At 31.9% G+C, this 25,918-nt stretch carries 22 protein-coding genes and 2 rRNA genes; 21 read left to right on the top strand and 3 right to left on the bottom strand.

Annotated elements, in window-relative coordinates:
* Window positions 1-395 precede the first annotated feature (395 nt).
* A 5S ribosomal RNA gene (gene rrf, locus CHAB381_RS01810) occupies window positions 396-512 on the bottom strand.
* A 190-nt stretch (window positions 513-702) separates the two neighbouring features.
* Window positions 703-3,612 (bottom strand): 23S ribosomal RNA (locus tag CHAB381_RS01805).
* Between the two features lie 562 nt (window positions 3,613-4,174).
* On the opposite strand from CHAB381_RS01805, the gene CHAB381_RS01800 reads away from it, so the two are divergent.
* From CHAB381_RS01800 to CHAB381_RS01695, 21 genes are all read left to right on the top strand, one after another.
* The gene (locus CHAB381_RS01800) at window positions 4,175-4,819 is read left to right on the top strand and encodes a superoxide dismutase (RefSeq protein ID WP_012108249.1); all 645 of its coding nucleotides are present in this window, start codon (window positions 4,175-4,177) and stop codon (window positions 4,817-4,819) included.
* Window positions 4,800-5,480, top strand: coding sequence for a hypothetical protein (locus CHAB381_RS01795; protein ID WP_012108248.1), 681 nt, complete (start codon window positions 4,800-4,802; stop codon window positions 5,478-5,480). The genes CHAB381_RS01800 and CHAB381_RS01795 overlap by 20 nt, the downstream gene beginning before the upstream one ends.
* 56 nt (window positions 5,481-5,536) lie before the next feature.
* On the top strand, window positions 5,537-6,241 hold the full coding sequence (locus tag CHAB381_RS01790) for a Bax inhibitor-1/YccA family protein (RefSeq protein WP_012108247.1): 705 nt from the start codon (window positions 5,537-5,539) through the stop codon (window positions 6,239-6,241).
* 113 nt (window positions 6,242-6,354) lie between these two features.
* Entirely contained in the window at window positions 6,355-6,684 is a 330-nt protein-coding gene (gene secG / locus CHAB381_RS01785) for a preprotein translocase subunit SecG (RefSeq protein WP_012108246.1), read from the top strand.
* A gap of 65 nt (window positions 6,685-6,749) precedes the next feature.
* The gene (frr, locus tag CHAB381_RS01780) at window positions 6,750-7,307 is read left to right on the top strand and encodes a ribosome recycling factor (protein ID WP_012108245.1); all 558 of its coding nucleotides are present in this window, start codon (window positions 6,750-6,752) and stop codon (window positions 7,305-7,307) included.
* Window positions 7,308-8,456: 1,149 nt separating this feature from the next.
* On the top strand, window positions 8,457-10,157 hold the full coding sequence (locus CHAB381_RS01770; RefSeq protein WP_041570450.1) for a YdgA family protein: 1,701 nt from the start codon (window positions 8,457-8,459) through the stop codon (window positions 10,155-10,157).
* A gap of 92 nt (window positions 10,158-10,249) precedes the next feature.
* Window positions 10,250-11,224: a DUF475 domain-containing protein gene (locus CHAB381_RS01765; RefSeq protein ID WP_012108242.1), complete on the top strand. Its 975-nt coding sequence runs from the start codon at window positions 10,250-10,252 to the stop codon at window positions 11,222-11,224.
* Between the two features lie 386 nt (window positions 11,225-11,610).
* Entirely contained in the window at window positions 11,611-11,931 is a 321-nt protein-coding gene (locus CHAB381_RS01760; RefSeq protein ID WP_012108241.1) for an HMA2 domain-containing protein, read from the top strand.
* Entirely contained in the window at window positions 11,932-12,252 is a 321-nt protein-coding gene (locus CHAB381_RS01755) for a hypothetical protein (RefSeq protein ID WP_012108240.1), read from the top strand.
* On the top strand, window positions 12,252-12,530 hold the full coding sequence (locus tag CHAB381_RS01750) for a hypothetical protein (RefSeq protein WP_012108239.1): 279 nt from the start codon (window positions 12,252-12,254) through the stop codon (window positions 12,528-12,530). The genes CHAB381_RS01755 and CHAB381_RS01750 overlap by 1 nt, the downstream gene beginning before the upstream one ends.
* The gene (locus tag CHAB381_RS01745) at window positions 12,508-12,870 is read left to right on the top strand and encodes a hypothetical protein (RefSeq protein ID WP_012108238.1); all 363 of its coding nucleotides are present in this window, start codon (window positions 12,508-12,510) and stop codon (window positions 12,868-12,870) included. The genes CHAB381_RS01750 and CHAB381_RS01745 overlap by 23 nt, the downstream gene beginning before the upstream one ends.
* The gene (locus CHAB381_RS01740; protein ID WP_012108237.1) at window positions 12,867-14,957 is read left to right on the top strand and encodes a heavy metal translocating P-type ATPase; all 2,091 of its coding nucleotides are present in this window, start codon (window positions 12,867-12,869) and stop codon (window positions 14,955-14,957) included. Before CHAB381_RS01745 ends, CHAB381_RS01740 begins: the two co-directional genes overlap by 4 nt.
* The gene (locus CHAB381_RS01735) at window positions 14,944-15,153 is read left to right on the top strand and encodes a hypothetical protein (protein ID WP_012108236.1); all 210 of its coding nucleotides are present in this window, start codon (window positions 14,944-14,946) and stop codon (window positions 15,151-15,153) included. The genes CHAB381_RS01740 and CHAB381_RS01735 overlap by 14 nt, the downstream gene beginning before the upstream one ends.
* A gap of 306 nt (window positions 15,154-15,459) precedes the next feature.
* Complete coding sequence (locus tag CHAB381_RS01730) at window positions 15,460-16,440, top strand: HlyD family efflux transporter periplasmic adaptor subunit (protein ID WP_012108235.1); 981 nt, start codon at window positions 15,460-15,462, stop codon at window positions 16,438-16,440.
* Window positions 16,437-18,062: an ATP-binding cassette domain-containing protein gene (locus CHAB381_RS01725; protein WP_012108234.1), complete on the top strand. Its 1,626-nt coding sequence runs from the start codon at window positions 16,437-16,439 to the stop codon at window positions 18,060-18,062. The genes CHAB381_RS01730 and CHAB381_RS01725 overlap by 4 nt, the downstream gene beginning before the upstream one ends.
* Window positions 18,059-19,153 (top strand): ABC transporter permease, encoded by a 1,095-nt coding sequence (locus CHAB381_RS01720; RefSeq protein ID WP_012108233.1) that lies wholly within the window; start codon window positions 18,059-18,061, stop codon window positions 19,151-19,153. Before CHAB381_RS01725 ends, CHAB381_RS01720 begins: the two co-directional genes overlap by 4 nt.
* Complete coding sequence (locus CHAB381_RS01715; RefSeq protein WP_012108232.1) at window positions 19,150-20,190, top strand: ABC transporter permease; 1,041 nt, start codon at window positions 19,150-19,152, stop codon at window positions 20,188-20,190. Before CHAB381_RS01720 ends, CHAB381_RS01715 begins: the two co-directional genes overlap by 4 nt.
* Entirely contained in the window at window positions 20,190-20,897 is a 708-nt protein-coding gene (gene ung, locus CHAB381_RS01710) for a uracil-DNA glycosylase (RefSeq protein WP_012108231.1), read from the top strand. Before CHAB381_RS01715 ends, ung begins: the two co-directional genes overlap by 1 nt.
* A gap of 388 nt (window positions 20,898-21,285) precedes the next feature.
* Entirely contained in the window at window positions 21,286-21,978 is a 693-nt protein-coding gene (locus CHAB381_RS01705) for an MqnA/MqnD/SBP family protein (protein ID WP_012108230.1), read from the top strand.
* Window positions 21,971-23,332, top strand: a complete 1,362-nt coding sequence (gene gdhA / locus CHAB381_RS01700; RefSeq protein WP_012108229.1) for an NADP-specific glutamate dehydrogenase — start codon at window positions 21,971-21,973, stop codon at window positions 23,330-23,332. The genes CHAB381_RS01705 and gdhA overlap by 8 nt, the downstream gene beginning before the upstream one ends.
* A 34-nt stretch (window positions 23,333-23,366) precedes the next feature.
* Window positions 23,367-24,224 carry a patatin-like phospholipase family protein gene (locus CHAB381_RS01695; RefSeq protein ID WP_012108228.1) on the top strand — a complete coding sequence of 286 codons (858 nt, stop codon included), beginning with the start codon at window positions 23,367-23,369 and terminating at the stop codon, window positions 24,222-24,224.
* A gap of 784 nt (window positions 24,225-25,008) precedes the next feature.
* Here the strand turns inward: CHAB381_RS01695 and CHAB381_RS01690 are convergent.
* Window positions 25,009-25,428, bottom strand: coding sequence for an RDD family protein (locus CHAB381_RS01690; RefSeq protein WP_012108226.1), 420 nt, complete (start codon window positions 25,426-25,428; stop codon window positions 25,009-25,011).
* Window positions 25,429-25,918 lie beyond the last annotated feature (490 nt).

Below are 25,918 nucleotides of genomic sequence, written 5' to 3'. Positions count from 1 at the left end.
TATAATTCTATTATCAGATTAAAATAGATTAATATTAATTTATAAAGTCTATTTGTTAAATACGTTTTATTGTGATAATAAACAAATAAAAGATATAAATTAAAAATAAAATACGATATTTTATTTTCTACTGAAACGTTTACGAAAATAAAAAAAGATAAAAGATATAAAATTTTAAAAACCTGACACCGTTACCTGAATTGCAATGCTATTTTAGAAGTATTACTTTTAATCTTGTATAAATTAAGGAATATCACTAACAAATACAATAAGAAAAGCAAAAATTCATTAAGGCCATAAGGGATTTAAATATCTTTAAAATTTTAATTATTTTCAATGAAATAAATGTATCGGAAGAAGCTATTTACTAATATTCGGATTTTTAGTATTAACACACTCCGCAACGACCTACTTTCCAACTGCGAGTAACACAGAGTATCATCAGCCACGATATGCTTAGCTTCTTGGTTCGAAATGGAGCAAGGCGTTTCCATATCTGTATAGTCACGGAGCAATGTTAAATAAAAGAATTCTGTTTTTATATTGCTTTTTACTGTTTATTAATTATTTTAATCTTTTTAAATTCTCTTATTAAACACTGCTTTTTATATTGTTAAAAGTCCATTCGCTGTTTTAATAATTAAACAATTGTTTTGATTTATTGTTATTGTTTTTTATCCTTAACAAGGAAGTGATGCTTAATAAGATAAGCAAACGAGCTATTAGTACCGGTCAGCTAAATGACTTACATCAATTACACACCCGGCCTATCAAACTTATAGTCTATAAGAGCTCTTAAAAGAAGATTAATCTTGGAGTCGGCTTCGAGCTTAGATGCTTTCAGCTCTTATCACATCCCGGCTTAGCTACTGGGCTATGCTCTTGGCAGAACAACCCATACACCAGTGGTCAGTTCGACCCGGTCCTCTCGTACTAGGGTCAACTCTCCTCAATCTTCTTACGCCCACGGCAGATAGGGACCGAACTGTCTCACGACGTTCTGAACCCAGCTCGCGTACCGCTTTAAATGGCGAACAGCCATACCCTTGGGACCTGCTCCAGCCCCAGGATGCGATGAGCCGACATCGAGGTGCCAAACCTCCCCGTCGATGTGAGCTCTTGGGGGAGATCAGCCTGTTATCCCCGGGGTACCTTTTATCCTTTGAGCGATGGCCCTTCCACACAGAACCACCGGATCACTAAGACCGACTTTCGTCTCTGCTCGACCTGTATGTCTCGCAGTTAAGCTGGTTTATACCTTTATACTCTACTAGCGATTTCCAACCGCTATGAACCAACCTTTGTAAGCCTCCGTTATTATTTGGGAGGCGACCGCCCCAGTCAAACTACCCACCAGACATTGTCCTACATAAGGATAACTTATGCTAGTTAGCTAATCGAATAAAGAAGAGTGGTATCTCACCAATGGCTCACTATAAACCGGAGTCTATAGATCAAAGCCTACCACCTATCCTGCGCATCTTTATCCAAGTAGCAGTGTCAAGCTGTAGTAAAGGTCCACGGGGTCTTTCCGTCTTGCCGCGGGTAGGAGGAATTTTCACCTCCACTACAATTTCACTGGATCCCTCTTTGAGACAGCTCCCATCTCGTTACGCCATTCATGCAGGTCGGTATTTAACCGACAAGGAATTTCGCTACCTTAGGACCGTTATAGTTACGGCCGCCGTTTACTCGGGCTTCGATCAAATGCTTTGGATTACTCCTGACATCATCAATTAACCTTCGAGCACCGGGCAGGCGTCACACCCTATACATCCACTTACGTGTTAGCAGAGTGCTGTGTTTATGGTAAACAGTCGGGAGGGACTCTTTGTTGTAACCTTCTTTGCTTATAGAGTAAATCTTTCACAAAGTTAGGCACACCTTATACCGAAGATACGGTGCTATTTTGCAGAGTTCCTTAAAGAGAGTTCTTCCACGCGCCTTAGAATACTCATCCCACCCACCTGTGTCGGTTTACGGTACGGGCAACATTATCTAAACTTAGAAACTTTTCTCGGCTCGATAGTATCATGGGTTCTTACGCTACTCCGAAGAGTTTTGTAAGCCTTTTAGATCTCGGATAAAAAGTTGCGGATTTGCCTACAACTTAACCTACATCCTTAGACTAAGTATTCCATCACTTAGCCCCATTAACTTTAAGCGTCCTTCCATCGCACAATAATGTTGGTATCGGAATATTAACCGATTTTCCATCGCATACCCCTTTCGGACTTTGCTTAGGACCCGACTAACCCTACGATGACGAGCATCGCGTAGGAAACCTTGGGTTTTCGGCGTTAATGATTCTTACATTAATTATCGCTACTCATGCCTGCATGCTCACTTGTATATGCTCCAGCGCTCCTTACCGGTACGCCTTCAATGCTAAATACAACGCTCTTCTACCACTTACACTATTGTGTAAATCTACGACTTCGGTACTTATTTTAGCCCCGTTATATTTTCCGCGCAAAATCACTAGACCAGTGAGCTATTACGCTATCTTTAAAGGATGGCTGCTTCTAAGCCAACCTCCTGGTTGTTTAAGTAACTTCACATCGTTTTCCACTTAAATAAGATTTAGGGACCTTAGTCGGTAGTCTGGGTTGTTCCCCTTTCGACGACGGATTTTATCACTCGCCGCCTGACTGCTGTGATTACATTATAAGTATTCGGAGTTTGATAGGGGTTGGTACATTGGTGTATGCCCTAGCCCATTCAGTGCTCTACCCCTTATAATTACGACACAACGCTATACCTCGATATATTTCGAAGAGAACCAGCTATCACGATGTTTGATTGGCCTTTCACCCCTATCCACAAGTCATCAGGAGCCGTTTCAATGGCCGTCTGTTCGATCCTCCGCCGGTTCTTACACCGGTTTCAATCTGCTCATGGATAGATCACATCGTTTCGGGTCTGCAGCATCCGACTAAACGCCCTATTAAGACTCGCTTTCGCTACGGCTCCGTGTTTACTTAACCTTGCCGGACACCACAACTCGCAGGCTCATTATGCAAAAGGCAGTCCATCACCCTGATAAATCATAGGGCTCTGAATGATTGTAAGCAAATGGTTTCAGATTCTATTTCACTCTGATCACCTCAGTTCTTTTCACCTTTCCCTCACGGTACTTGTTCGCTATCGGTTTGGTAGTAGTATTTAGGGTTGGATCGTGGTCGACCCGAATTCAGACAAGATTTCACGTGACTCGTCTTACTCAGGATACCGCTAAGTAAAAAAGGGATTTCATATACGGGAGTATCACCCTCTATGCTCAACTTTTCCAAATTGTTCTATTATCCGTTTTTATTCTTTTATGCAGTCCTATAACCCCACTAGTAAACTAGTGGTTTGCCCTCTTACGCGTTCGCTCGCCGCTACTTGCATAATCTCAATTGATTTCTTTTCCTTTGGGTACTAAGATGTTTCAGTTCCCCAAGTTCGCTCCATATCAGGTGGTATATATCACTATATACCGGGTTGCCCCATTCGGAAATCTATGAATCAAAGCTTCTTGACAGCTCCTCATAGCTTATCGCAGTCTAGTACGTCCTTCATCGCCTCTACCAACCAAGGCATCCACCATTTGCTCTTAGTAGCTTACCTTTTTAGTTTATAAAGATTTAAATCTTTTAAACTATATATTGTTTTAGAATTTTAATATTTTATATTCTAATTTGCATCACTTCCTTGTTAAAGATAAATAATTTATAATATTTAAGCATTTGATTAAGACGGAAAGAGATTAAAAACATATAAATAAGTTTAAAACTTTATATGTCCGTTTTTTAATCTTTATCATAAAATTCGGATAACAAATGAATTTTATAACTTGCTTTAAAATCAACCGCTTAAAGCTTTAACAAGTTCCTGTAAAATTGTTTTATTTATTAAAACTTGATTGTGACTTTTAACAATGATAAATTAAATAACTTGCTTTTTTTGCAAAAGCGAAATGTAATTATACAAAAAAGAGCTTAAAGGGAAATTAAAAATTGTATGGAGGGAGAGAAATTAAAAGAAATTTGGAAATATAATATGATTAAATTTAAATGTATATAATTTCTGATTCTTAAAATTCTGAAAATGAAATTTATCGAAAATGTTTAATCTTTAGTTAATTTTTGACTATATAATTTTATAAAATTTTATTTAATAAGGAGAAAAAATGTTTAAATTACGAACTTTGCCTTTTGAGGCTTCAAAAAATGCTATAATCAGCGAGGAAACTTGTAAATTTCATTACGGAAAGCATCATCAAGGTTATGTTACAAAACTTAACAATTTGATAAACGACAGCGAGTTTAAAAATGCAAATCTTTTTGATATCATAAACAAAGCTAAAGGTGCTCTTTTTAATCAAGCCGCACAAGTTTACAATCACGATTTTTATTGGGACTGTATTGCTGAAAAAAGCAAAATGAGCGACGAATTCAAATCGGCTTTGGATGAAAATTTTGATGATTTTAGAAGTAAATTTTTAGCTACAGCTACAGGGCTTTTCGGTTCAGGCTGGTGTTGGCTTGTATATAATCTGACAAATAACAAACTTGAAATCGTTCAAACAAGCAACGCTGAAACTCCGTTTATAGATAACAAAGTTCCACTTCTGGTTGTTGATGTTTGGGAACACGCTTATTATTTAGACTTCCAAAATGCAAGAGCGGAATATTTGGAAAAATTTTATGAAAATATAAACTGGAAATTTGTAAGCGATGCTTTTACTTGGGCTAAAAAAGAAGGACTTAATTCGGTTAAATTTTATATAAATGAAGTTCATCCGAAAGAAGAATGTGAGTGCTGTTGTAAATAATCAAGTGGCGCAAAATGCGCCGCTTTTCAAATTTTTAGGAAGTTTTATGAAATTTTTATACATTTTAATTATCGGCCTGCTTTTATGCGGCTGCACCAGTGAAGCAATTTATAATCAAAATACTGAAATCGCGCCTGTTGATAACAGTTTGCAAATTGATAAAACACTTCAAAAAACATTTATATATGTTGACAGTGAAGATTTTTTGAATCAAAACATCGCGCCAAGTTCGCATTTGGGAAACGATAAAAGTCTTGATATAAATCTTGGAAAATTTGCAAGCGGTGCAAGTGCAAGATTTTTTAAAAATTATCTGACAAATATCAGCGAAACTACGAATCAAGATGTGCTTAATTCAAATAATCTTATCATAATGCCCAAGATTACAAATTTCACTTATGGATTTTACAGCCCTGATGGAATCGACGTCAGCGCTAAACCTTATGTAAATTACAATCTGAATCTTAAAATTTTTAAGAATCAAAAACTGATTTACAATAAAAATATCAGTTCAAATGAAAAAAATTACGGCGAAGAGCAATTTTTCGGTAGTGGAGATGGTCTTATAGATGAAATCGCTCCTATATTTCAAAAAGCAATAGCAAATGATTTTAATTTGCACGCAATAGAGCTAATCGATACAATAAATCTGGCAAAATAAAATTTCATTTACCAAATTTCGATAAACTTGCCGCAAAAATTTTTTAAGGAGAAAAAATGAGTCTTTATGACAAAAATTATGCTCAAAATAATAACTATGCAAATAGTGAAATTTTAGGCGAAGAAAGATATGCCGGACGAATCAGTTCGCTTATCAAACAAACATATCAACTCTTAACGGCTTCACTTATAGCAGCTACAGCGGGAGCTTTTGTCGGTATGAATTTTTTTAGTATTTCAAGTCCGATTTTATTTCTTGTAGTTGAAATTGCGTTGATTTTCGGTATGCAATTCGCAACAAAAAGCGGAAGCAATACAATTGCGCTTGTGCTTTTGTTCGCATTTACATTTATTACAGGTCTTTCGCTTGGACCGATTTTAAATTTTTATATAGGTGCAGGCGCCGGTAATATAGTTACACAAGCATTTTTGATGACAGCGATTATATTCGGCGGACTTAGCGTTTATGCGATGAATACAAAAACAGATTTCAGTTCATGGGGAAAAGTTTTATTTTTTGCATTATTAGCAATTATTGTTGTTTCGCTTTTGAACTATTTCTTTTTTTCTAGTCCATTAATACACATAATTGTTTCCGCTATTGCAGCTTTTGTATTTTGCGGTTATATTTTATTTGATACACAAAATATAATTCGCGGTAATTATACATCGCCTATAATGGCAGCTGTCAGTTTATATTTGGATATTTTTAATCTTTTTATTTCGCTTTTAAATATTCTCGGATTTTTAAATAGAGAATAATTTATTTTGTCCGGCTTTCCGGCAAAATACTTCACTTAAAATTTGCTAAAATTTAGCCAAAATTTATTAAATTTTGGCTATTATTACCGTTTATTTTTAAAAAAGGGTTTATTGTGACAACACTATTTTTAGTTTTGCAGGTTATTTTTACACTGGTTATTACTGTAGCCGTTTTACTCCAAAAAAGTACATCAATAGGACTTGGAGCTTATAGCGGAAGCAATGAAAGTTTGTTCGGTGCAAAAGGACCGGCCGGATTTTTAGCGAAATTTACGGCTGTTATGGGAATTTTGTTTGTATTAAATACGCTTGCTTTGGGATATTACTACACTAAAGATTCAAAAAGTTCTGTTCTTGATAACGTAGATACAGGCGCACTTGAAATAAAAGAAGATCAAAACAAAAGTGAGCCTTTTGTTCCGCTTGTGCCTGATGCAAAATAATTTAAAATGCAAAATGCACTTTAAATTTTATGATATAATTTATAAAATTTTTACAAAGGAAAATTATGCTAAACTCAGTTTATGACGCTCAAAAATCAGATTGTAATAAGGCTCTCAATGCTTTAAAACGAGACTTTTCAACACTAAGAACAGGAAAAGTCAGCGTTAAAATCCTTGAAAATATTTTTGTTGATTATTATGACAATCAAACTCCGTTAAATCAAGTAGCCACCGTTCTTGCAACTGATGCAACCACGATTTCAGTTACACCTTGGGAAAAAAGTATGTTAAAAGGTATAGAAAGCGCAATTGCTGCTGCCAACATAGGTGTAAATCCGACAAATGACGGCGAAAGTGTAAAACTGTTTTTTCCACCGATGACAACCGAGCAAAGAAAAGAAAATGCAAAAAAAGCAAAAGCTATGGGTGAAAAAGCAAAAGTAAGCATAAGAAATATTCGCAAAGACGCAAATGACGGAGTTAAAAAACTGGAAAAAGACAAAAGTATAAGCGAAGATGAAGCAAAAAAAGCTTACGACGAAGTGCAAAAAATCACCGATAATTTCATAGAAAAAATTGATGAAGCAGTAAAAAACAAAGAAGAAGAACTTCTAAAAGTATAAAAATTTAAGGTGCGATTTTCCGCACCTTATAAAACAATATTAAAAAGTGCTTTTGCTTGCACTATACTACATCCCTGCCTATATATCGTATTTTATATCGCAACATTTAAAATATATATTCCATCAATTGAACTTTTACTGTTTTTAGCAATTAGTTTCCAAAAATACTATCCATTATAAATCATCGGTATTTTAAAGTCCCACAACTCCACCGATATTACTACAATAGTGAATTTTATAAAACTTCGCCTTTGTATTTTTACATTATATTTGTGCTAAAATATTAGCAAATTTTTTATTCAATATCTGTTTTTCTGCAATAAAATCAAAACTATCATTAACTTTTCAATATAAAACTATTTTTTAAGCCAATTTCCAAATCATCAACATTTGGTATTCAAGTATATTTAATTTCTGTAAATTTTTATATCCGTAAAATTCCGAACCGTATTATTCTTAAAATAATCCAAATAATTAAACTTTTCGTCTTTTTTTGTAAAAATGCCGAATGTTAATTATTTGTTCGAAGCCAAGTTATAAGTTTGAAATTTTTGTAATTTTATGTTTTATTGATGGATTTATAACAATTATAAAAATTCATCGTTATTAAATTATCGTATAAAAAGTATTTATTCACTTATATTTTGCTAATGTTTTTTAAAAAACAAAACAGGAATTGCGGTCTTAATTTTTACGCTAAAATGCGATTAAAGTGTTATTTTAATTTATATCAATTACAAAAACATTTTAAAATTTATTTATTTCTTAACTATTTAATTAGTTTTAGACTATCTTCAGCTTCGCTCTCTGCCGTAAAATTTCTAAAATCAGTTTGTCATAAATTTTTTGACTTATACCGATTTTTTAAAATTTGAAGCTGTAAGTAATAATTGATGCAAATTTTATTTAGCAACAATGAAAATTTGATTATCACTTCAGTAGATTTTTTTCGTAAATGCAAAAAAAGAAATTTTATAAATTTTAATAATCGGCAAGGTGCAAACAGCTTCACATTCCGTCATATTTTTCAAATTTTTAATGAAAATCCGTTTAAATGCATAAATTTTTATGAAAAAATTAAAAAACAAAATAATTACATACTTTTTAAGGCTAAATTTTATACAATACTAAAAATTTTTTGGAGGCAAAATGAAAAAAATTATTTCTATTTTGGTTATTATAATTTTGGTAGTTTTATGTAGTTTTTATTACATTTCAAATAGTGTGAAAAACAATATCAGTGATTTTGTAAGTAACAATGAAAATTTCAGCACAAGCAAAAACGAAATAAAAAGCGGATTGTTCAATACAAGCGGTGTTTTGGAAGGTGTAATTTCAAAAGCACAAGCGAAAAATTATATCAGAAAATATCTCAACACGGCTTTATTCAGTATTTCAGCAAACGACAGAGCTGAAATTTTAGAAGAATTTGACGAAGATCAAGATATCGTGCCTTATGACATATCTTTTCGTTATACTTACGATATAAAACATTCTCCACTCGGTCTTGCAGGCGGTTTTGAAAGCAACGGCAAAATTAAAATTTTAACTCCGGAATATGCTGTAATACTTAAACAAATATTTGGCACCGATGAATTTCTAAACGTAAATATAATTAAAAATTTAAGCGATACAAAAACAGCTTTAAAATTTGAAAATGCCAATTTTGAAGGATTTAGCACAAAAAATTTGGAAATTTTAAGCACAAACGACAATGACGGCAAAATCAAAGATGTAGCTATAAAACTTGGCAATTTTTCACTTATAGATCAAATAAAAATCATAATAGATGATATAAACACAAATATTTCTTATGACAAAGCTGTTGATTTTAGCGATATAAAGAGTTTAATTGATATAAATTATAACAGCGAGCTGAAAATCAAAAGCGCTGAAATTTCAGGTATCGGCGGCAGTGTAAAATTAGCAAATATTACAGATAATGCCCATAGCAACAACGACGGTGATATGATGGCCGCTAAAGAAAATTTAAAAATCGGTGAAATTTCGATTTTTAACAATGTGCTAAAAAATGCCAACCTTGCTGTCAGCATAAAGGCTGATAAAAATTTAGTTGGAAAATTTATTGAAGCTAGCGAACATGTCGACTTTTTGGATGATAAAAATGCGCTAAATAAAATATTTAATGCATTTGGCAAAGGTTTAGAGATGAATATCGATAACTTTTCTGTTGAAAATTCTGCCAATAATTCATTAAATTTCAACCTCATGATGTCTTTAAAAGATTTAAAAGATATTGATGTGAATAATGAAGAAGATTTTATAAATAAAATAGCGCCTAATTTTGCTTTAAAAGGCGAATTCAACGCTATTCCTGATATTAAAACATTCTTGTCTCCTTATTTAACCGCCACGGAATTATCTACGTTGAACGATATTGAAAATTCTGAATTTTTCGTGCGTAATTCCGATAAACTAAGTTTAAAATTTGCTTACGATCCGCAAAAAATCGATATTTTGATAAATGATAAAATTTCACTTAAACAATATGGCGGAATTTTAGGTATATTCGCGACAAGAGATGACGCGGAAATTCAAAGAACAGCTACAAATTTAATGACTTTGCTCGGTGATGTAAGTGCTTATTATACATCTCAAGCACAATTTGCAAATAATTTGTCCGACATGACAAACGTACCTTTGGAAGATGAAAAATACCTAATTACAAATAATAAAAAATGTTTGGAAATTGAAATTTCAGGATTGGATATTATTGTAAAAAAATCGCTTGATCAATATGATAGAATTTGTCAAAAATTATATCAAGATTATACCGTAGCCAACTCTTTAGAGCAAGGAAAATTTTCCGTTTTTCAGGTAGAACCGTAAACCGTGAACATTTAAATTTTTTTAAAAAAAGGCGCCGATTTTTGGCGTCTTTATGTTAAAATTCGTGCGAAATTTTAAAAAATAAGGCTTTTATGAAATACTTCTATTTATCATTTGTCATAACTTTTTTAGGACTTCTGATAGCATTTTTTATAGGCTCGTTTGCAGCCGTTTATATCTGTTTTTTACTTACAGTACTTGAAGTAAGTTTAAGTTTCGATAATGCGGTTGTGAATGCCAAAATTTTAAATAATATGAGTAAAATTTGGCAACGCCGCTTTATTACGTGGGGAATTTTTATCGCGGTTTTCGGTATGCGCCTTATTTTTCCGATTTTAATTGTTTCGATTGCCACAAAACACGGTTTAACGGAAACTTTTATGCTTGCATTGAAAGATCCGGATCTTTACCATGAAATTTTAAGTGAAAGTAAAAATGAAATTTATATTTTTGGTGGCGGATTTTTGATGATGATTTTTTTAAACTTTTTTTTTGATAAAGAACGCGATGTTTTTTGGATAAAACCGTTTGAAAAAAATATAATAACTGAATTTTTTAAAAAATTTAACAATATTTCTTTGACTCTTGCTTTAATTCTAGGCGTTTTTATAATATATCAAAGTGGTGATATCAGTCTTATTCTGGCATATTTTTCAGCGATAATTTTATACAATCTTATACAAAATTTTGATGATGTTTTCAGCAAAAACGGCATTAGAAATGGAATTGTCGGATTTTTATATTTGGAAATGCTTGATGCAAGTTTCAGTTTTGACGGCGTAATCGGCGCATTCGCTCTTAGTGAAAATATTTTTATAATTATGATAGGACTTGGCAGCGGTGCGATGTTTGTAAGAAGTATGACGTTGTATCTTGTGGAGCATAAAACGCTTGAACATTTTATATTTTTAGAGCACGGCGCACATTATGCGATATTCGCTCTTGCTGTGATAATGCTTCTTAAAACGCAAATGCAAATCAGTGAAATTTTAACAGGCACGCTTGGTTTCGGTTTTATTTTATTATCATTTTTATGCTCTATTTTTTATAAAAAAGCTAAAAAATAGACAAAAATTTACCGTTTAAATTTTTAAATATTTTTGTACTATTCTTTCTTTTTATTATTTATACAAAAGTTAGAAAAATATCATTATGCTTGAATTTTTACTAAACAAAAAATAACGTACTAAATTCTTAAATTTAAAATATCGGCTCAATATAAGTGGATTTTCTACTATCGATTTTAAAAAAATATGATATAAATCTCTTTATCATCTTTTTTATATTATATCTGAACTCACACTCTTTTTATTATCAGACAGAATAAATATAGATTAGATTGTATTGATACTAAAAATAATTGCTTTATTTTTAACAAAACAATATTGATATTAATTATTATATCAGTTTTAAAATGTTAAAATATCGAAATTTTTTTATAAAGGTTTTTATTTTGAAAGATATTGCGCCGCATATTTTAGAATTTGCAAAATTTTTTACTAAAGTTTCACATACAAACGGCAGAATCAGAATGAGAATAGATCCGAAAATCAAAGAAATTGACAATACTTTTGATTTAGAAAATTTTATAAATTGTGTCAAAAAAATAGACGGCATAATTGATTTAAAATTAAATTTACTGATAGGTTCCATAACTGTGCTTTATGATAATGAAATTTTTTCAAAAGAGCTATGGAATGATTTTTTAGATCAAAAAAATACAGATAAATTGTTAAATTTTTTAAATAAACAAAATTTTTTAAAGGAGATTTAAATGGCATTTCCATTACCATTTTTAGCAGGCATTGCTATCGGCAGTTTGGCTGTAGTTGCTTTCAACAAAAGAGATAAAATTTGTGAAAAGCTTGAAATTTGCGAAAATTTTGACAAGGCTAAAGATTTTTGCGCAAGCAGTTATGACAAAACTAAAAATTTTTTAAACGAAAAATTAAAAAATGATGAAAAAAGTGATAGTCAAGCTGAAAAATATGATAAAGATGCAAAACAGAAAGATGAAATCAAAGAGGAAAAAACGATAAAAAAAGAGGTAAAAAAGAAAAGAAGTTCCGGAACACAAAAGAAAGAAGTTGAGTAATGTTTTTAACAAACACAAGAAAACCGCTTGATCATTTTATAAGTGGCGCTATTTTAAGTGTGCTTGTGACAAATAAAAAACAAAATCCTGGAAATATTGTAAAAACGGCACTTCAAGGTGGTTTAGGCGCATCTTTTGCTATCAGCGCTTCAAACAATATAGCAAACAAAGAATACGCGAATGCTTTAATGTGTATTGGAATCGGCGTGTGCGCCGTTACAATGATAGAAAACATTTTTAATAAAAAGGAAAAAAATGAGCAATCAAAAAATAGATGAAATAGTAGAAAAAATAGGAAAAGAAGAGTTTGAATGTATTAAAAGTTATATAGAAAAATCTATGCAAAATAACCGAAATACGGAAAAAAATCTAAATTTTAACAGTAAAAATTCTCTTTTAAACTCCATATTTGGCGGTGATTTTTTAGGCACTAATAAAGGCGAATTATTGAAAGGTATTGCGATTGGCGCCGGTATGACATATCTGCTTACAAATGAAAATGCGCAAAAGACGCTTTTCGGAATTTTTGCAAAATTACAAAATATGCTTAATGTCGGTTTTGAAGAGATGAAAGAGCGATTTGAAGATGCAAAAGCCGAGCTAGAAGATATTCAATGATAAAATTAATCCATTTAAGTAAAAAAAGAGCCAGATTTAGAATTCATTACATTTCTAAAAAAATCGATCCGCTCTTTTTTTTACAGCAAATTGATAAATTCGACGGTATAACAGACAGTTTTTTTAACCTGAAAATTTCTACTTTGACAATAAAATTTAATGAATCTTTTAATATAAAAAAATTTATTGAATTTTTAAATTTAATAGAAGAAAAAGAAACAAGTTTAAAAATCTGTCTGAAACCGAATTTCGAAGCAAAAGAACAGAATTTATCAAATACAACTATGGTTATTTCATTTTTATCTTTATTTTTTAATATAATCGTAAAATCAAATCCATTGGTAAAATTTATTACCGTAACTGCAAGTTTGCCGATTCTTATAAGTGCTTCAAAAGAGCTTATAAACAAAGGTGTGACATCAAGAGTTTTAGAAGGACTTGCAATTTTTATCTCTTTATACAGAAAAGATTATTTAGCTGCAAACGGCACAAATGTATTAATAGGATTTGGCGAATTTATGGAAGAAAGTATGGTAAATAAAAGCGACGATCTTATCAAAGAACTTGCTAAACCGACCATAAAAAATGCATGGATTATTAAAAATTTAAATGGAAAAGAAAATTTAGTTCAAATAGAAGCCGATGAATTAAAAGCAGGCGATATAGTGGTTGTAGGAAGCGGCGATATAGTTCCTGTGGATGGACATATCGTAGAAGGCAAAGCATATGTAAATCAAGCAAGCATGACAGGCGAATCCGATATTGTAGAAAAAAAATATTCCGATTCTATAATAAGCGGTTCCGTTGTAGAAAATGGAAATATTAAAATTTGGGCTGAATATGTAGGACAAGACACGGCTCTATCAAAAATAAAAAAATATATGCAAAGCTCGCTTCAGGAAAAATCACAAACAGGGCTTAAAGCTTCGCATTTGGCTGATAAATTAATTCCTGTAACTTTATCTTTTGCTTTTATAAGCTATCTTTTTAAGCCGAACGCGCTGGCAAGTGTTTTACAGGCTGATTATTCGTGTGCTTTAAAACTTCCGACGCCGACAGCTTTTAAATCAAGCATAAGTAAGGCCGGAAAAAACGGAATTTTAATCAAAGGTGCGAAATCATTAGAAATTTTATCACAAGCTGATACATTTGTATTTGATAAAACAGGAACTCTGACAGGCGGAAAACTGGAAATAGTCCATATAAAATCTTTCGATTCAAATATAAGCCAAACAGATCTTTTAAATTTAGCCGCAAGCGCTGAAGAACACTATTTTCATCCGATTGCAAAAGCTATAGTGGAAGCGGCAAATAAAAGAGGTTTTATACATATTCATCATGATGAAGTTGAATTTATCGTATCTCATGGCGTAAAAACTACTATCAATAAAAAACAACTTATAATAGGTAGTCGCCATTTTTTGGAAGATGATGAAAAAATAGATTTTAGCAATTATAAAAATGAAATAAACGATAAAATATCACAAAATTTAGCTATTTTATACATAGCTTATGACAATAAACTGATAGGAATAATTGCTCTAAGCGATAAAATCAGAGATAATTGCAAACAGACAATATCAAATCTTAAGAAAATCGGTGTAAAAGAGATAATAATGTTAACCGGCGACACTTTCCGAAAAGCGGAATTGATAGCAAATGAACTTGGAATTGACAAATTTTACAGTGATATGCTGCCAACTCAAAAAGCAGATATTTTAGATATGCTAAAAAAAGATGGTAAAAAAATAGCATATATAGGTGACGGAATAAATGACGCTCCAAGTCTTATAAAAGCGGATGTAGGTATAAGTATGCAAACAGGTGCTCATATAGCAAAAGCAAGTGCCGATATTGCTCTTTTAAAAGATGATTTAAATGCCATATATGAAGCTAAAAAATTATCAAATGATACTATGAAACTTATAAATAGAAATTTTAACGTAACACTTTTGGCAAATTCAGTTATTTTATTTGGAGCCGGTTTCGGTTTTTTTTCGCCTATACTGACGGCTTTTTTGCATAATGGAACTACTATTGTTACGTTACTTAATTCAATTAAAGGTGTAAAATTTGCAAACAAATAATTTAAAAAAACATAATAAAAGAAAAAAGACTGAACAAAAAGTTGTAAAAATTGCTTTGAGTATCAGTCTAATGACGCTTGGCACTACGGCTTTTTATATCAAAAAATTTTCCGCTTTGCATACTGCAGCAGGAATTGCTATGATTTTATTAAGTATTTATCATTCGAACTGTTACAAAAAAGTAAAAAATCAATAAAACTATTTCGGTACAAAATTTAAAATATTGCAAGGTATCAAAAGAGATGACTTTATACTTTATATCTTTATAATGCGGTATTTTGCCGGTAAAGTAAAAAATAGGCAAGTTCTGTATTCCAGATAAAGATTTATACAAAATTTTATTAAACTTATCGGATAAAATCCGCAATTTATTTTGTATAATTTCAACGTTAAGAATATTCAAACATAAATTTCAAGAATGAAAATTTTGGTATAATCTTATAATATTTGCATAATAAGAACTATTTAAATAATATTTCGTCAATAAAGGAAATTTTAGGATATGAAAAATTTCAAAACAAGAATTATAATTTATGCCGTTTTGTTGGTTATTTTACTTGCGGCTTTTAAGCTTTATACATTTTATTCGTTGAATAACGGCGAGATTTTCTATGGAAATATCGACCGCCAGACGCAAGCTCTCTCTTTTGAATTTCCCGGTCGAATTAAAAATCTTTTAAAAGATGAAGGAGATTTTATCAAAAAAGGTGAAGCGTTAGCCGTTTTGGATGATGAATATCTGCAAAACGCTCTTGTTCAGCTTGATGCACAAATCGCGCAGAACAAAGCCATTTTAGAAAAACTTGAAAACGGCTACAGATACGAAGATATCGATCAGGCAAAGGCTGAAGCGGCTAAAAGCGAAGCAAATTTAAACGAAGCTAAAAAAACTTTCGAACGCCAAAAGCAACTTTTAAATACAAACTCTACATCAAAACAAAATTTCGATACCGCAAAGGCGAAATTTGAACTTGCAGTCGCAGCGGCGAGTGCAGCCAGATCAAATCTTTCAAAACTTGAAAACGGCTACGAAAAACTTGATATAAAGGCGCAAAAATCGCTTGTGGAGTTGCTTGAAGCAAAACGCGAAAAGATAAATATAGATCTTAAAAATTCAGTTATCGTTGCGCCGAATAATGGCACCGTTCTTACAAAATTTAAAGAAAACGGCGAAAATGCCGGAGCCCATGAACCTGTTTATGAGATTGCAAAAGTTGATGATTTTTGGGTCAGAGCTTATGTGGATGAAAAAAATTTAGGCCTTTTTAAAGTTGGCGATAAAATGGAAATTTATACCGATTTTAGAGAAAAACCATATGCCGGACATATCAGTTTTATAGCGACGGTTTGTGAATTTACGCCAAAAAATGTCCAAACAATCGAGCTTAGAACAAATTTAGTGTATAGATTTAAAGTAAATTTTGACGAGATTGACGACAAAATCAAACAAGGCGTTCCCGTACACGTTAAAAAAGTAAAATGATAAAAGTAAACGGACTTTGTAAAAATTTTGGAGCCAATCAGGCTTTAAAAAATTTAACCTTTAATTTTGATGCACACAAAATCATCGGAATCGTAGGCAGTGATGGAAGTGGTAAAACTACGCTTTTGCGGCTTTTTGCTTCACTTATGAGTCCAAGCAGCGGCACAATCGAAATTTTGGGATTTAATATGCCCAATTACAGCGAAGATTATCTTAGCAGTATCGGTTATATGCCACAAAATTTCGGTCTTTACGAACAGCTTAGCTGCTATGAAAATTTAAAACTTTATGCAAGTTTAAAAGGTATTTCAAACGAAGAGGAAAAGATTAAGGAAGTTTTAAATTTTATGCGGTTGTATGAGTTTAAAGACCGCTTTGCAGGAGATTTAAGCGGCGGAATGAAACAAAAACTAACGCTTTGCGTATGCCTGCTTAAAAACCCTAAAATCCTTTTTTTGGATGAACCCGGTGTCGGCGTGGATCCTGTAGCCAGAATGGAATTTTTTGACCTGGCGTTAGGATTAAAAGAAAGCGGAATTTCCATTATTTGGGCGACTTCTTATCAAGACGAGGCTGAAAAATTTGATGAAATTTTACTTTTAAGTCACGGCGAAATTTTGGTCCAAAACAGCCCGAAAAATGCAAAAAAAATCCTGCAAAACCGTGTTTTCAGCACACCAAAAAACGATGAAGTATTTCAAAAATTAAGATATGATGAAAAAATTTCGCAGGTTTATTACTTTGGAAACAGGCTTAAGTTCATTCTTAAAAAAGAAAATGAGCTGCCTGATTTAAATGATTTTAAAATAGAAGAGCCGGATTTTGAAGATCTGTTTTTAGCACTTTCAAAAGATGAGAGTAAAAAAAATGCCAAAATAAAAAAGGTACAAAATTTTAAAAGTGAAGAGCTGATAAAAGTTTGCGGATTGTGCAAATCTTTCGGCGATTTCAAAGCCGTTGACGATATAAATTTCGATGTAAAAAGCGGTGAAATTTTTGGGCTTTTAGGACCGAACGGTGCCGGAAAATCAACAACTTTTAAAATGCTTTGCGGTCTTTTAAAACCGACATCCGGCGAGACTTTTGTAATGGGAAAAAATCTTAATAAAAATCCGCAGATAAAAAGGCAAATCGGATATATGGCGCAGAAATTTTCACTCTATAATGACTTAAAAGTTATTGACAATTTAGATTTTTTTGCAGGAATTTACGAACTTGATAAAAATGAAAAGAAAAATCGCGTTGACGAGCTTTGCGAGAATTTTGGAATTACACAATTCTTAAATTTTAAAGTAAAAGATCTTTCTTTGGGTATAAAACAGCGTTTAGCGCTGATTTGCGCGGTTTTGCATAAACCGAAAGTACTTTTCCTAGATGAACCGACAAGCGGAGTTGATAGCATTACAAGGCGCGATTTTTGGGAGTTTATAAACGAGATTGTAAAAGACGGAAGTTGTGTTATGATTACTACGCATTTAATGGATGAAGCTGAATTTTGTGACAAAATAATGCTTATTTCGCAAGGCAAATCGGCGATTTTCGCTACACCTGAAAAAATCAAACAGGTAACAAAAACAGATAATCTACAGGATGCGTTTATAAAATTGGTACAGAAAAGATGAACTTAAGACGTATAAAAGCAGTTGCCGCTAAAGAGCGATTACAGGTATTCAGAGATCCCAGCTCAATCCTGATAGCATTTATTTTGCCGATTCTATTGATTTTTTTGATGGGTTATGCAGTAAATCTTGATAACAAAGATATTGCCGTGTCTATTGTCTCACATGAAAACTCAAGCTTAAGCAATGAGCTTACTTCAAAATTTTTACAAAGTCCGTATTTTGACATTCATTTTTTTAAAAGTGAAAATTTGGCAAAACAGGAGCTTGAAGACGGCAAAAGCAAAGCAGTTTTAATCATTCCGCAAAATTTCAGCAAAACAAAAAACGTCCAACTCTTACTTGATGCAAGCGAACCGAACACCGCTAAACTGATAGGCAATTATGTAAATTTAATCGTTTCAAATTTTATGCTTGAAAACTTTAGAAACTTAGCTAAAAATCCAAATTTTGTAGAAATTTTTAATATAACTTGGTTTAACAAAGAAATTTCAAGCAGAAATGTTTTGATTCCCGGATCCATCGCCATTATAATGACACTTATAGGCACTCTTTTGACATCACTTGTAATGGCAAGAGAATGGGAAGAAAATACGATTGAGCTGATTTTTTCTACGCCAATCAGTATAAACGAACTAATTATAGGCAAGATTATTCCATATATTTTTTTATCGCTTATGTCTATGATAATATGCCTTATAATTGCGATTTTTTGGTATAAAATTCCTTTTAACGGCAGTTTTTTGATGCTTATGCTACTTAGCATAATTTATCTTTTTCCGGCTTTAAGCGTAGGACTTTTAATCTCGGCGATAGCCAAAAATCAGTTTGTCGCTTCGCAAGCCGCCATTATGCTAGGGTTTTTACCATCTTTTTTACTTTCAGGTTTTGTTTTTGAAATTTCAAATATGCCTGAAATTTTACAAATCTTATCTGTATTTTTGCATACAACATATTTTGTAAATTGTATTAAAACTATCTTTTTAGTTGGAAACGTGATGTATGTAATGGTAATAAATATTGTAGGAATGATACTTACAGGACTTCTTTATTACTATTTCGTTGTAAAAAATACAAAAAGGAGTCTTGATTGAGATTTCTTTCGCTCATTAAAAAAGAATTTTTATCTATTAAAAATGATAGAAAAAGCGCCGTAATTGTTTTTATTTTTCCGTTTTTACTTACTTTTTTATTTGCAAATTCAGTAAATTTCGAAGTAAACAATATCTCTTTGGGCGTTTTAAATTTCAGCAATTCCAAAGAGAGTGAACGAATTTTGAAAAATTTTGAAGGCACAAAACGCATAAGCAAAATTTATATGCTTACAAGTTTTGAAGAGGCAAAAATTTTAATCGATAGCGAAAAAATTACTACTTTGGTGATTTTTAATGAAGATTTTGCAAGAAATAAAAAGGTCGAAGTTATTGTTGACGGACGCAATTCAAACGCTTCTCAAATCACTTTAGGCTATATAACTTCTATGATAAATGAACCTCAATTCATCAAAATTCGCTATTTATATAATCCGAATGTTGAAAATTTCTGGTGGATTTTACCGAATTTAATAGGACTTATTTCAATGGCGATTTGCGTAATTATGACTGCGATGTCGATTCCTAGAGAACTTGAACTTGGAACAATGGAACAAATTCTGGTTTCTCCGCTTAAACATTTTGAAATTTTGCTTGGAAAATTGACAACCGCGTTTTTAATCGGACTTATTATTTCATTTGTAATTTTTATTTTGATGATAACGGTTTTTGATGTTCCGTTTTTCGGCAGTTTTTGGCTTCTGTTTTTTGGAATTTCCGTGTTTGTTTTCAGCACCTGCGCTACAGGAATTGCAATTTCAGTGTTTGCAAAAACGCAACAGCAGGCGATTTTATACTCTTGCTCTTATTTCGTTCCTTCCATTTTACTTTCGGGTTTTGCCACACCTATAGAAAATATGCCAAGCTGGCTAATTCCGGTGGCAAATTGTTTTCAACTTAAACATTATGCTATTTTTATAAAATCGGTTATTTTAAAAGATACGGCTTTTACTGCGCTGTTGCCGGAACTTTCGGTTATGCTGGTTTTAGGAATTTTTTATTTTATTCTTTCATTTATATTATTTAAAAAGAGGTTTTAATGGCTATAAAATTAGAAAATATCAAGATTGAGAAGAGTTGGAAAGAGGTGTTAAAAGGCGAATTTCTCTCTCCATATTTTTTGGAGATAAAAGAAAAACTGGTCTGTTTAAAAAATAGCGGAGTTACCATATATCCGCCCGGAAATTTGATTTTTAACGCATTTAATTTAACGCCTTTTGACAAAGTCAAAGTTGTAATTTTAGGACAAGATCCATATCACGAAGTAAATCAGGCTATGGGACTTAGTTTTTCCGTGCCGAAAGATGTCCGCATTCCGCCAAGTCTGATAAATATTTTTAAAGAGATTAATAGCGATTTAGGCATAAATGAGCCCAATTGCGGTGATTTAACATTTTGGGCCAAACAGGGCGTTTTGTTGTTAAACGCATCTCTTAGCGTTTCGGCTAAAATTGCAAATTCTCATAAAAATTTCGGTTGGCAGATATTCACCGACGCTGTCATAAAAACACTTTCGCAAAAAAGAGAAAATATAGTTTTTATGCTTTGGGGAAATTTTGCAAAAGCGAAGGCTACGCTGATAGACGCAAAAAAGCATTTGATATTAACGGCAGCCCATCCAAGCCCGCTTGCAGGGGGTGCTTTTTTTGGTTGCAAACATTTCAGCAAATGTAATAATTTTTTGATTTCTCGTGGAATTTCACCGATAAATTGGGATTTAAACTACACAGACAATCAACCGTTTTAAAAGCTTATGCAAGATAATTTTCAAATAGAAGATCCGCTATGCAATCATAAAAAACATAACATTTAAAATTGCATGACATATATTTAATTGTTAAAAAATAGAAATAACAAAAATTAAATTATAATAAATATGAAAGCTAAATTAGATGGTTTATTTTCTTAAAAATATATTAAAATATCATAATAAGACTAAAAATTATTTTTTATTTTTGCTGTAAAAAGTAGTAAATTTCCAATGAATTAAAATTTATATATGCTTAAATTAAGCTAATATTAAAAATTAAATCGTTTAATTCAGGGGTTTTATTTTAAAAAAATAAATTTAAAAAATTTAATAAATTTAAAAAAAATTTTATATTTTTTTTGTATAATTTGCATAAAGGATTAAAATGTTATTTGGAAAAATCGATTATCTTAATTTACTTCCATTTCATGTTTTTTTAAAACGTTCGCGGTTACAAAATGCCACAAAAAAGGCGATTGAATTTAAAAAAGATGTTCCAAGTAAATTATGCAGATCGCTTTTTTACGGAAAAGTTGATGCAGCCGTAATTTCAAGCATAGAAAGCAGAATAAAAAAATATAAAAAAATCTCTATGGGCGTAGTGGCAAAAGATCGAGTAATCAGCGTTTTAGTGCGAAAAAATAGCGCCAGGAAATTAGATCCAGCTTCAATGAGTTCAAATATGTTAAGTCTAATTCTAAATTTAAAAGGCGAAGTTATAATAGGTGACCGTGCCTTAAAATGTTATTTAAACGAAGGTAGAGATAAATTTTATGATTTAGGTGAAATTTGGCATAAAAAATATAATTTGCCGTTTGTTTTTGCAAAATTCTGTTGTATAAAAAACGGTGATTTTTATACCGGTCTTATAAAAAAATTTTTAAAACAAAAGGTTAAAATTCCGCAGTATATTTTGGCAGAGTATGCCAAAAGTCGCGGTATAACGAAAAAAGATATCACTTGGTATCTAAATTTCATAAGTTATAAAATAGGCGCCAAAGAAGAAAAGGCATTTAAAATTTTTATAAAAAAAGCAAGAAAATTGAATTTTAATCCAATGGAGAAAAACGATGGTTAGAGATTATATAACCGATGTCTTGGAAGATATAAGGCGAAAAAACCCCGGTCAAGAGGTTTTTTTACAAGCTGCAACCGAAATTTTACATAGTTTGGTTCCGCTTTTAGAACGGGAAGATAAATATATAAAAAATCGTATAATTGAGCGAATTTTAGTGCCTGAGCGCACGTTGATGTTTCGCGTGGTTTATGTGAATGATAAACTGGAGCCTTGCGTACATACAGGTTATAGAATCGAATTTAACTCGGCGATCGGTCCTTATAAAGGCGGTTTAAGATTTCATCCGACCGCAAATTTGGGCGTTTTAAAATTTCTAGGATTTGAACAAATTTTTAAAAATTCATTAACAGGTCTTAATATGGGCGGCGGAAAAGGCGGCGCAAATTTTAATCCTAAAGGCAAAAGTGACGGTGAAATTATGCGATTTTGCCAAAATTTTATGATTGAGCTTCAAAGACTTATAAGCGATGTAAGCGATGTACCGGCAGGCGATATCGGAGTTGGCGCAAGAGAGATCGGATATCTATTCGGCGCTTACAAAAAGATAAAACGCAGATTTGACGGCTCACTTACAGGAAAAGGTCTAAACTGGGGCGGAAGCCTGGCAAGAACAGAAGCTACAGGATACGGTTCCGTTTATTTTGCAAATGAGATGTTATGTAAAAAAGGAGATGCTCTAAGAGGAAAAAAATGCGCCATAAGCGGTTCGGGAAATGTTGCAATTTATACCGCAGAAAAGCTTTACCAAATGGAGGCTTTACCGATAACAGTCAGTGATTCTACAGGTTTTATCTACGATATGGACGGTATAGATGTTATGGCACTTAAAAAAATTAAAGAAGAGCTTCGTTTGGGTCTCAGTGAATATTTAAAATATCGTCCGAAAGCTAAATTCACACCTTTAGCCGAATATCCTGCCGGCAGAAATGCGGTTTGGAATATACCTTGTGATGCCGCTTTTCCTAGCGCTACACAAAATGAGTTAAACTTAGAAGATGCAAAAGAGCTTTATAAAAACGGCTGTCGTTTAATCTGCGAAGGCGCAAATATGCCAAGCACTCTTGAAGCGATTGATTTTATACTTTCTAAAAAAGATATGCTTTTTGGTCCTGCAAAAGCTGCAAATGCCGGCGGTGTGGCGACTAGCGGACTTGAAATGGCGCAAAATGCAAGTATGCAAAGCTGGTCGTTTGAAGATGTGGACAGCAGACTTCACGACATTATGCGACATATTTTCAGGATTAGCTACGATACATCAAAAGAGTTCGGCGATGAGGGAAATCTCGTGCTCGGCTCAAATATCGCCGGCTTTAGAAAAGTAGCGGACGCGATGATAGATCAAGGTTATTTATAATTAAAATATTTGATATTTTAAATTTATAATTGCTATGAAAAAAATCGGCGTGGTTTTATCCGGCGGCGGTCTTAAAGGTGCATATGAAATTGGCTTTTTAAAGGCGCTTGGCGAGTTCGAAATTTTACCTGCGACGATTTCAGGAACAAGTATCGGTGCTATAAACGGCGCGTTTTTAAGCGCCTACAAAGATCCGATTAAAACAGCTGAAATTTTACAAAATTTATGGCTGAATACAAATGTGCTTGATGTTTTTAAGCTAAAAAAACCGCAAAATTTAAAGCTTGAAAATTTCGGGCACTTTAGCAAAATTCCAAATTTTAAAAAAGATTTTGATTTTTGTGCGCCGCAAAAATTTTTCTATCAATTAGCAAACGCCGCACTACCGAATTTTATAAATGAAGGTTTTTTTAAAAGGGAAAATTTAGCAAATTTCTTGCGTACAAATATTTCTACAAGCAAGATTTTAAACGGAATTCCGCTTTTTATCGCTCTTACTGAAAGCAGCGATTTTTCACCGTTTTTTGTCAATGTCCAATCACTTGATAAAAATGAAATCATCGATTATTTGCTTAGCAGCGCTTCTTTTGCATTTGGATTTGAGAATACAAACGGCTTTATTGACGGTGCGATAAGTGGCGAAAATATCCCGATTACACCGCTTTTAAAGCAAAATTTGGATCTTATAATTGTTTGCAACATCGAAAATAACGGTTTTTTATCACTTTTTAAAAAACACAGAAATTTTGTCTGCACTACAAAAATTATCGAAATTTCGCCACCTAAAGGTTATTTCGGCATGGTAGATTTCATAAATTTTTGGCAGCTTAACGATTTTATTAATAGAGGCTACCTTGATACGACCGAAATTTTAAAAAATGTGAAAATATAATTATTTGCGATGAAAAATCAAAAAATATTTTTAAACTTTTATATTGTATTTTGAAATATTTCTACTGAAACATAATTTTTTAGGCATATATCGCTAAAATTATTTCCTGCAATTTTATAAAAAGAAAAAAATGAAAAATTTTATTTTTTACTGTTATGACAATAGAACACTACGATAAACGGTTACAAAGGTTACAAAAAGTCAAATAAAGCGATTGCAAATACCGATGATTTAAATCAAAGCATACTAACAGATGTTTAGATGATAATATAAAAAAGAAAGAAGCCTACATCAAAAAATCGCGAATTTATTAAATAAAGGCCGAAATAATACTGATTTTAAAGATTTCAAAGATAGTTTTACATCATTAGAAAAAGTAACGATTATGAAAAAATTGTAAGATTAATTATAAATTTGCCTTGTAATAAAATAAATAAAATTATAAAAGCATTATCGGATAATTTTAAAAATGATATAAAAAGCGATATGATTTTATGATGATTGAAGAAAAACTTTACTGAATATCTCGGGCTTTTTAGATGACAAAATCCATGATATTCCATATATTGATAAGTAAGTGTTTAAAAATATATTTGGCACATTAGCAACTTGTAAATCGGAGTTTTATGCAAATGATAAAACTGTAAAATTTTAGTAATAAAACAAAAATTTCACTATTTTAAAAAAAATCTATTTTGTATATTTTAATTTGTATAAAAATACAACGGATACACCGATTTATATTAAATTTGACACAAACTATTTTATAAGCAATGAATAAATTTCAACTTTTTGGCAAAACAGGTGCTGTTTGCGTGAGCAAATCGTGCAAATTCAAACGGTCTTTACGAAAAAAACAGATCAAAAGCCCGACAATGCAAAAGCCTGAGATGATAAAACAGACAAAACGCAACAAAATCCTGAAAAAATCAGCTTTTTTACCGGTGCGTGTATTAATCAAATAAATATTTTGAGCTTTGTATCCGGGAGTTTGAGCTTTTAAAACAAAAAACAGACTTGTGATAAGCGCATAAATTATCCAGATTGCACTGATTGCAAGCTGATTTTGCCAAAGAGCCTCTTTCGAACCCAAAATTAAATATGTGACAATGTAAAAAAGCGGAATGGCAATAAAAAAAATATCAATAATAAATGCTTTAAATCGGCTAAAAATCGGTGCGACAATGGCTTTTTTTCGTGACATAATTTTCTTTCTTTTTAAATTTTATTTAGAATTTTACAACAATTCGGCTGAAAAAGCGATTTTGCAAAAGTTACGAAATGGCGAAAAAATATAATTTCAAAAAAACATTTCAAAATTTTTAAATAAAACAATTTGCAAAATTCGGCATTTAAAATAAAACGATAACAAAATTATTCAAATGTTTTGCAAATCTTAAAGCGTTTCTCTTTTTACAACAAACAGTTTATTCTTAGGCGCCAAACATCATATTTGATTCCTTCAAAATCGTTTTAATCGGTAAAGTGCTTATTAAATTTTTAATTTTAATTACTTTTTACAAAAACAAAAAGTTTTATAAAATTTATCACGCGCAATAAATTTTATAAACTGAAAAGTATTCTGAAAAATTTAAATTTCATTGCAAAAGCCTAAAATTTCAATTTTGAGCGCATCTTTAAATAGAAATTTTTAAAACTTTGGGTATCATTTCAAAAAAAATTAAAGGAAAAAT

Origin of the sequence: Campylobacter hominis ATCC BAA-381, assembly GCF_000017585.1 — a bacterium.
In the GTDB taxonomy this organism is placed as follows: Bacteria; Campylobacterota; Campylobacteria; order Campylobacterales; family Campylobacteraceae; genus Campylobacter_B; species Campylobacter_B hominis.
The sequence above is the reverse complement of the archived record's forward strand: the minus strand, read 5'-3'. Positions and strand labels throughout refer to the sequence as shown.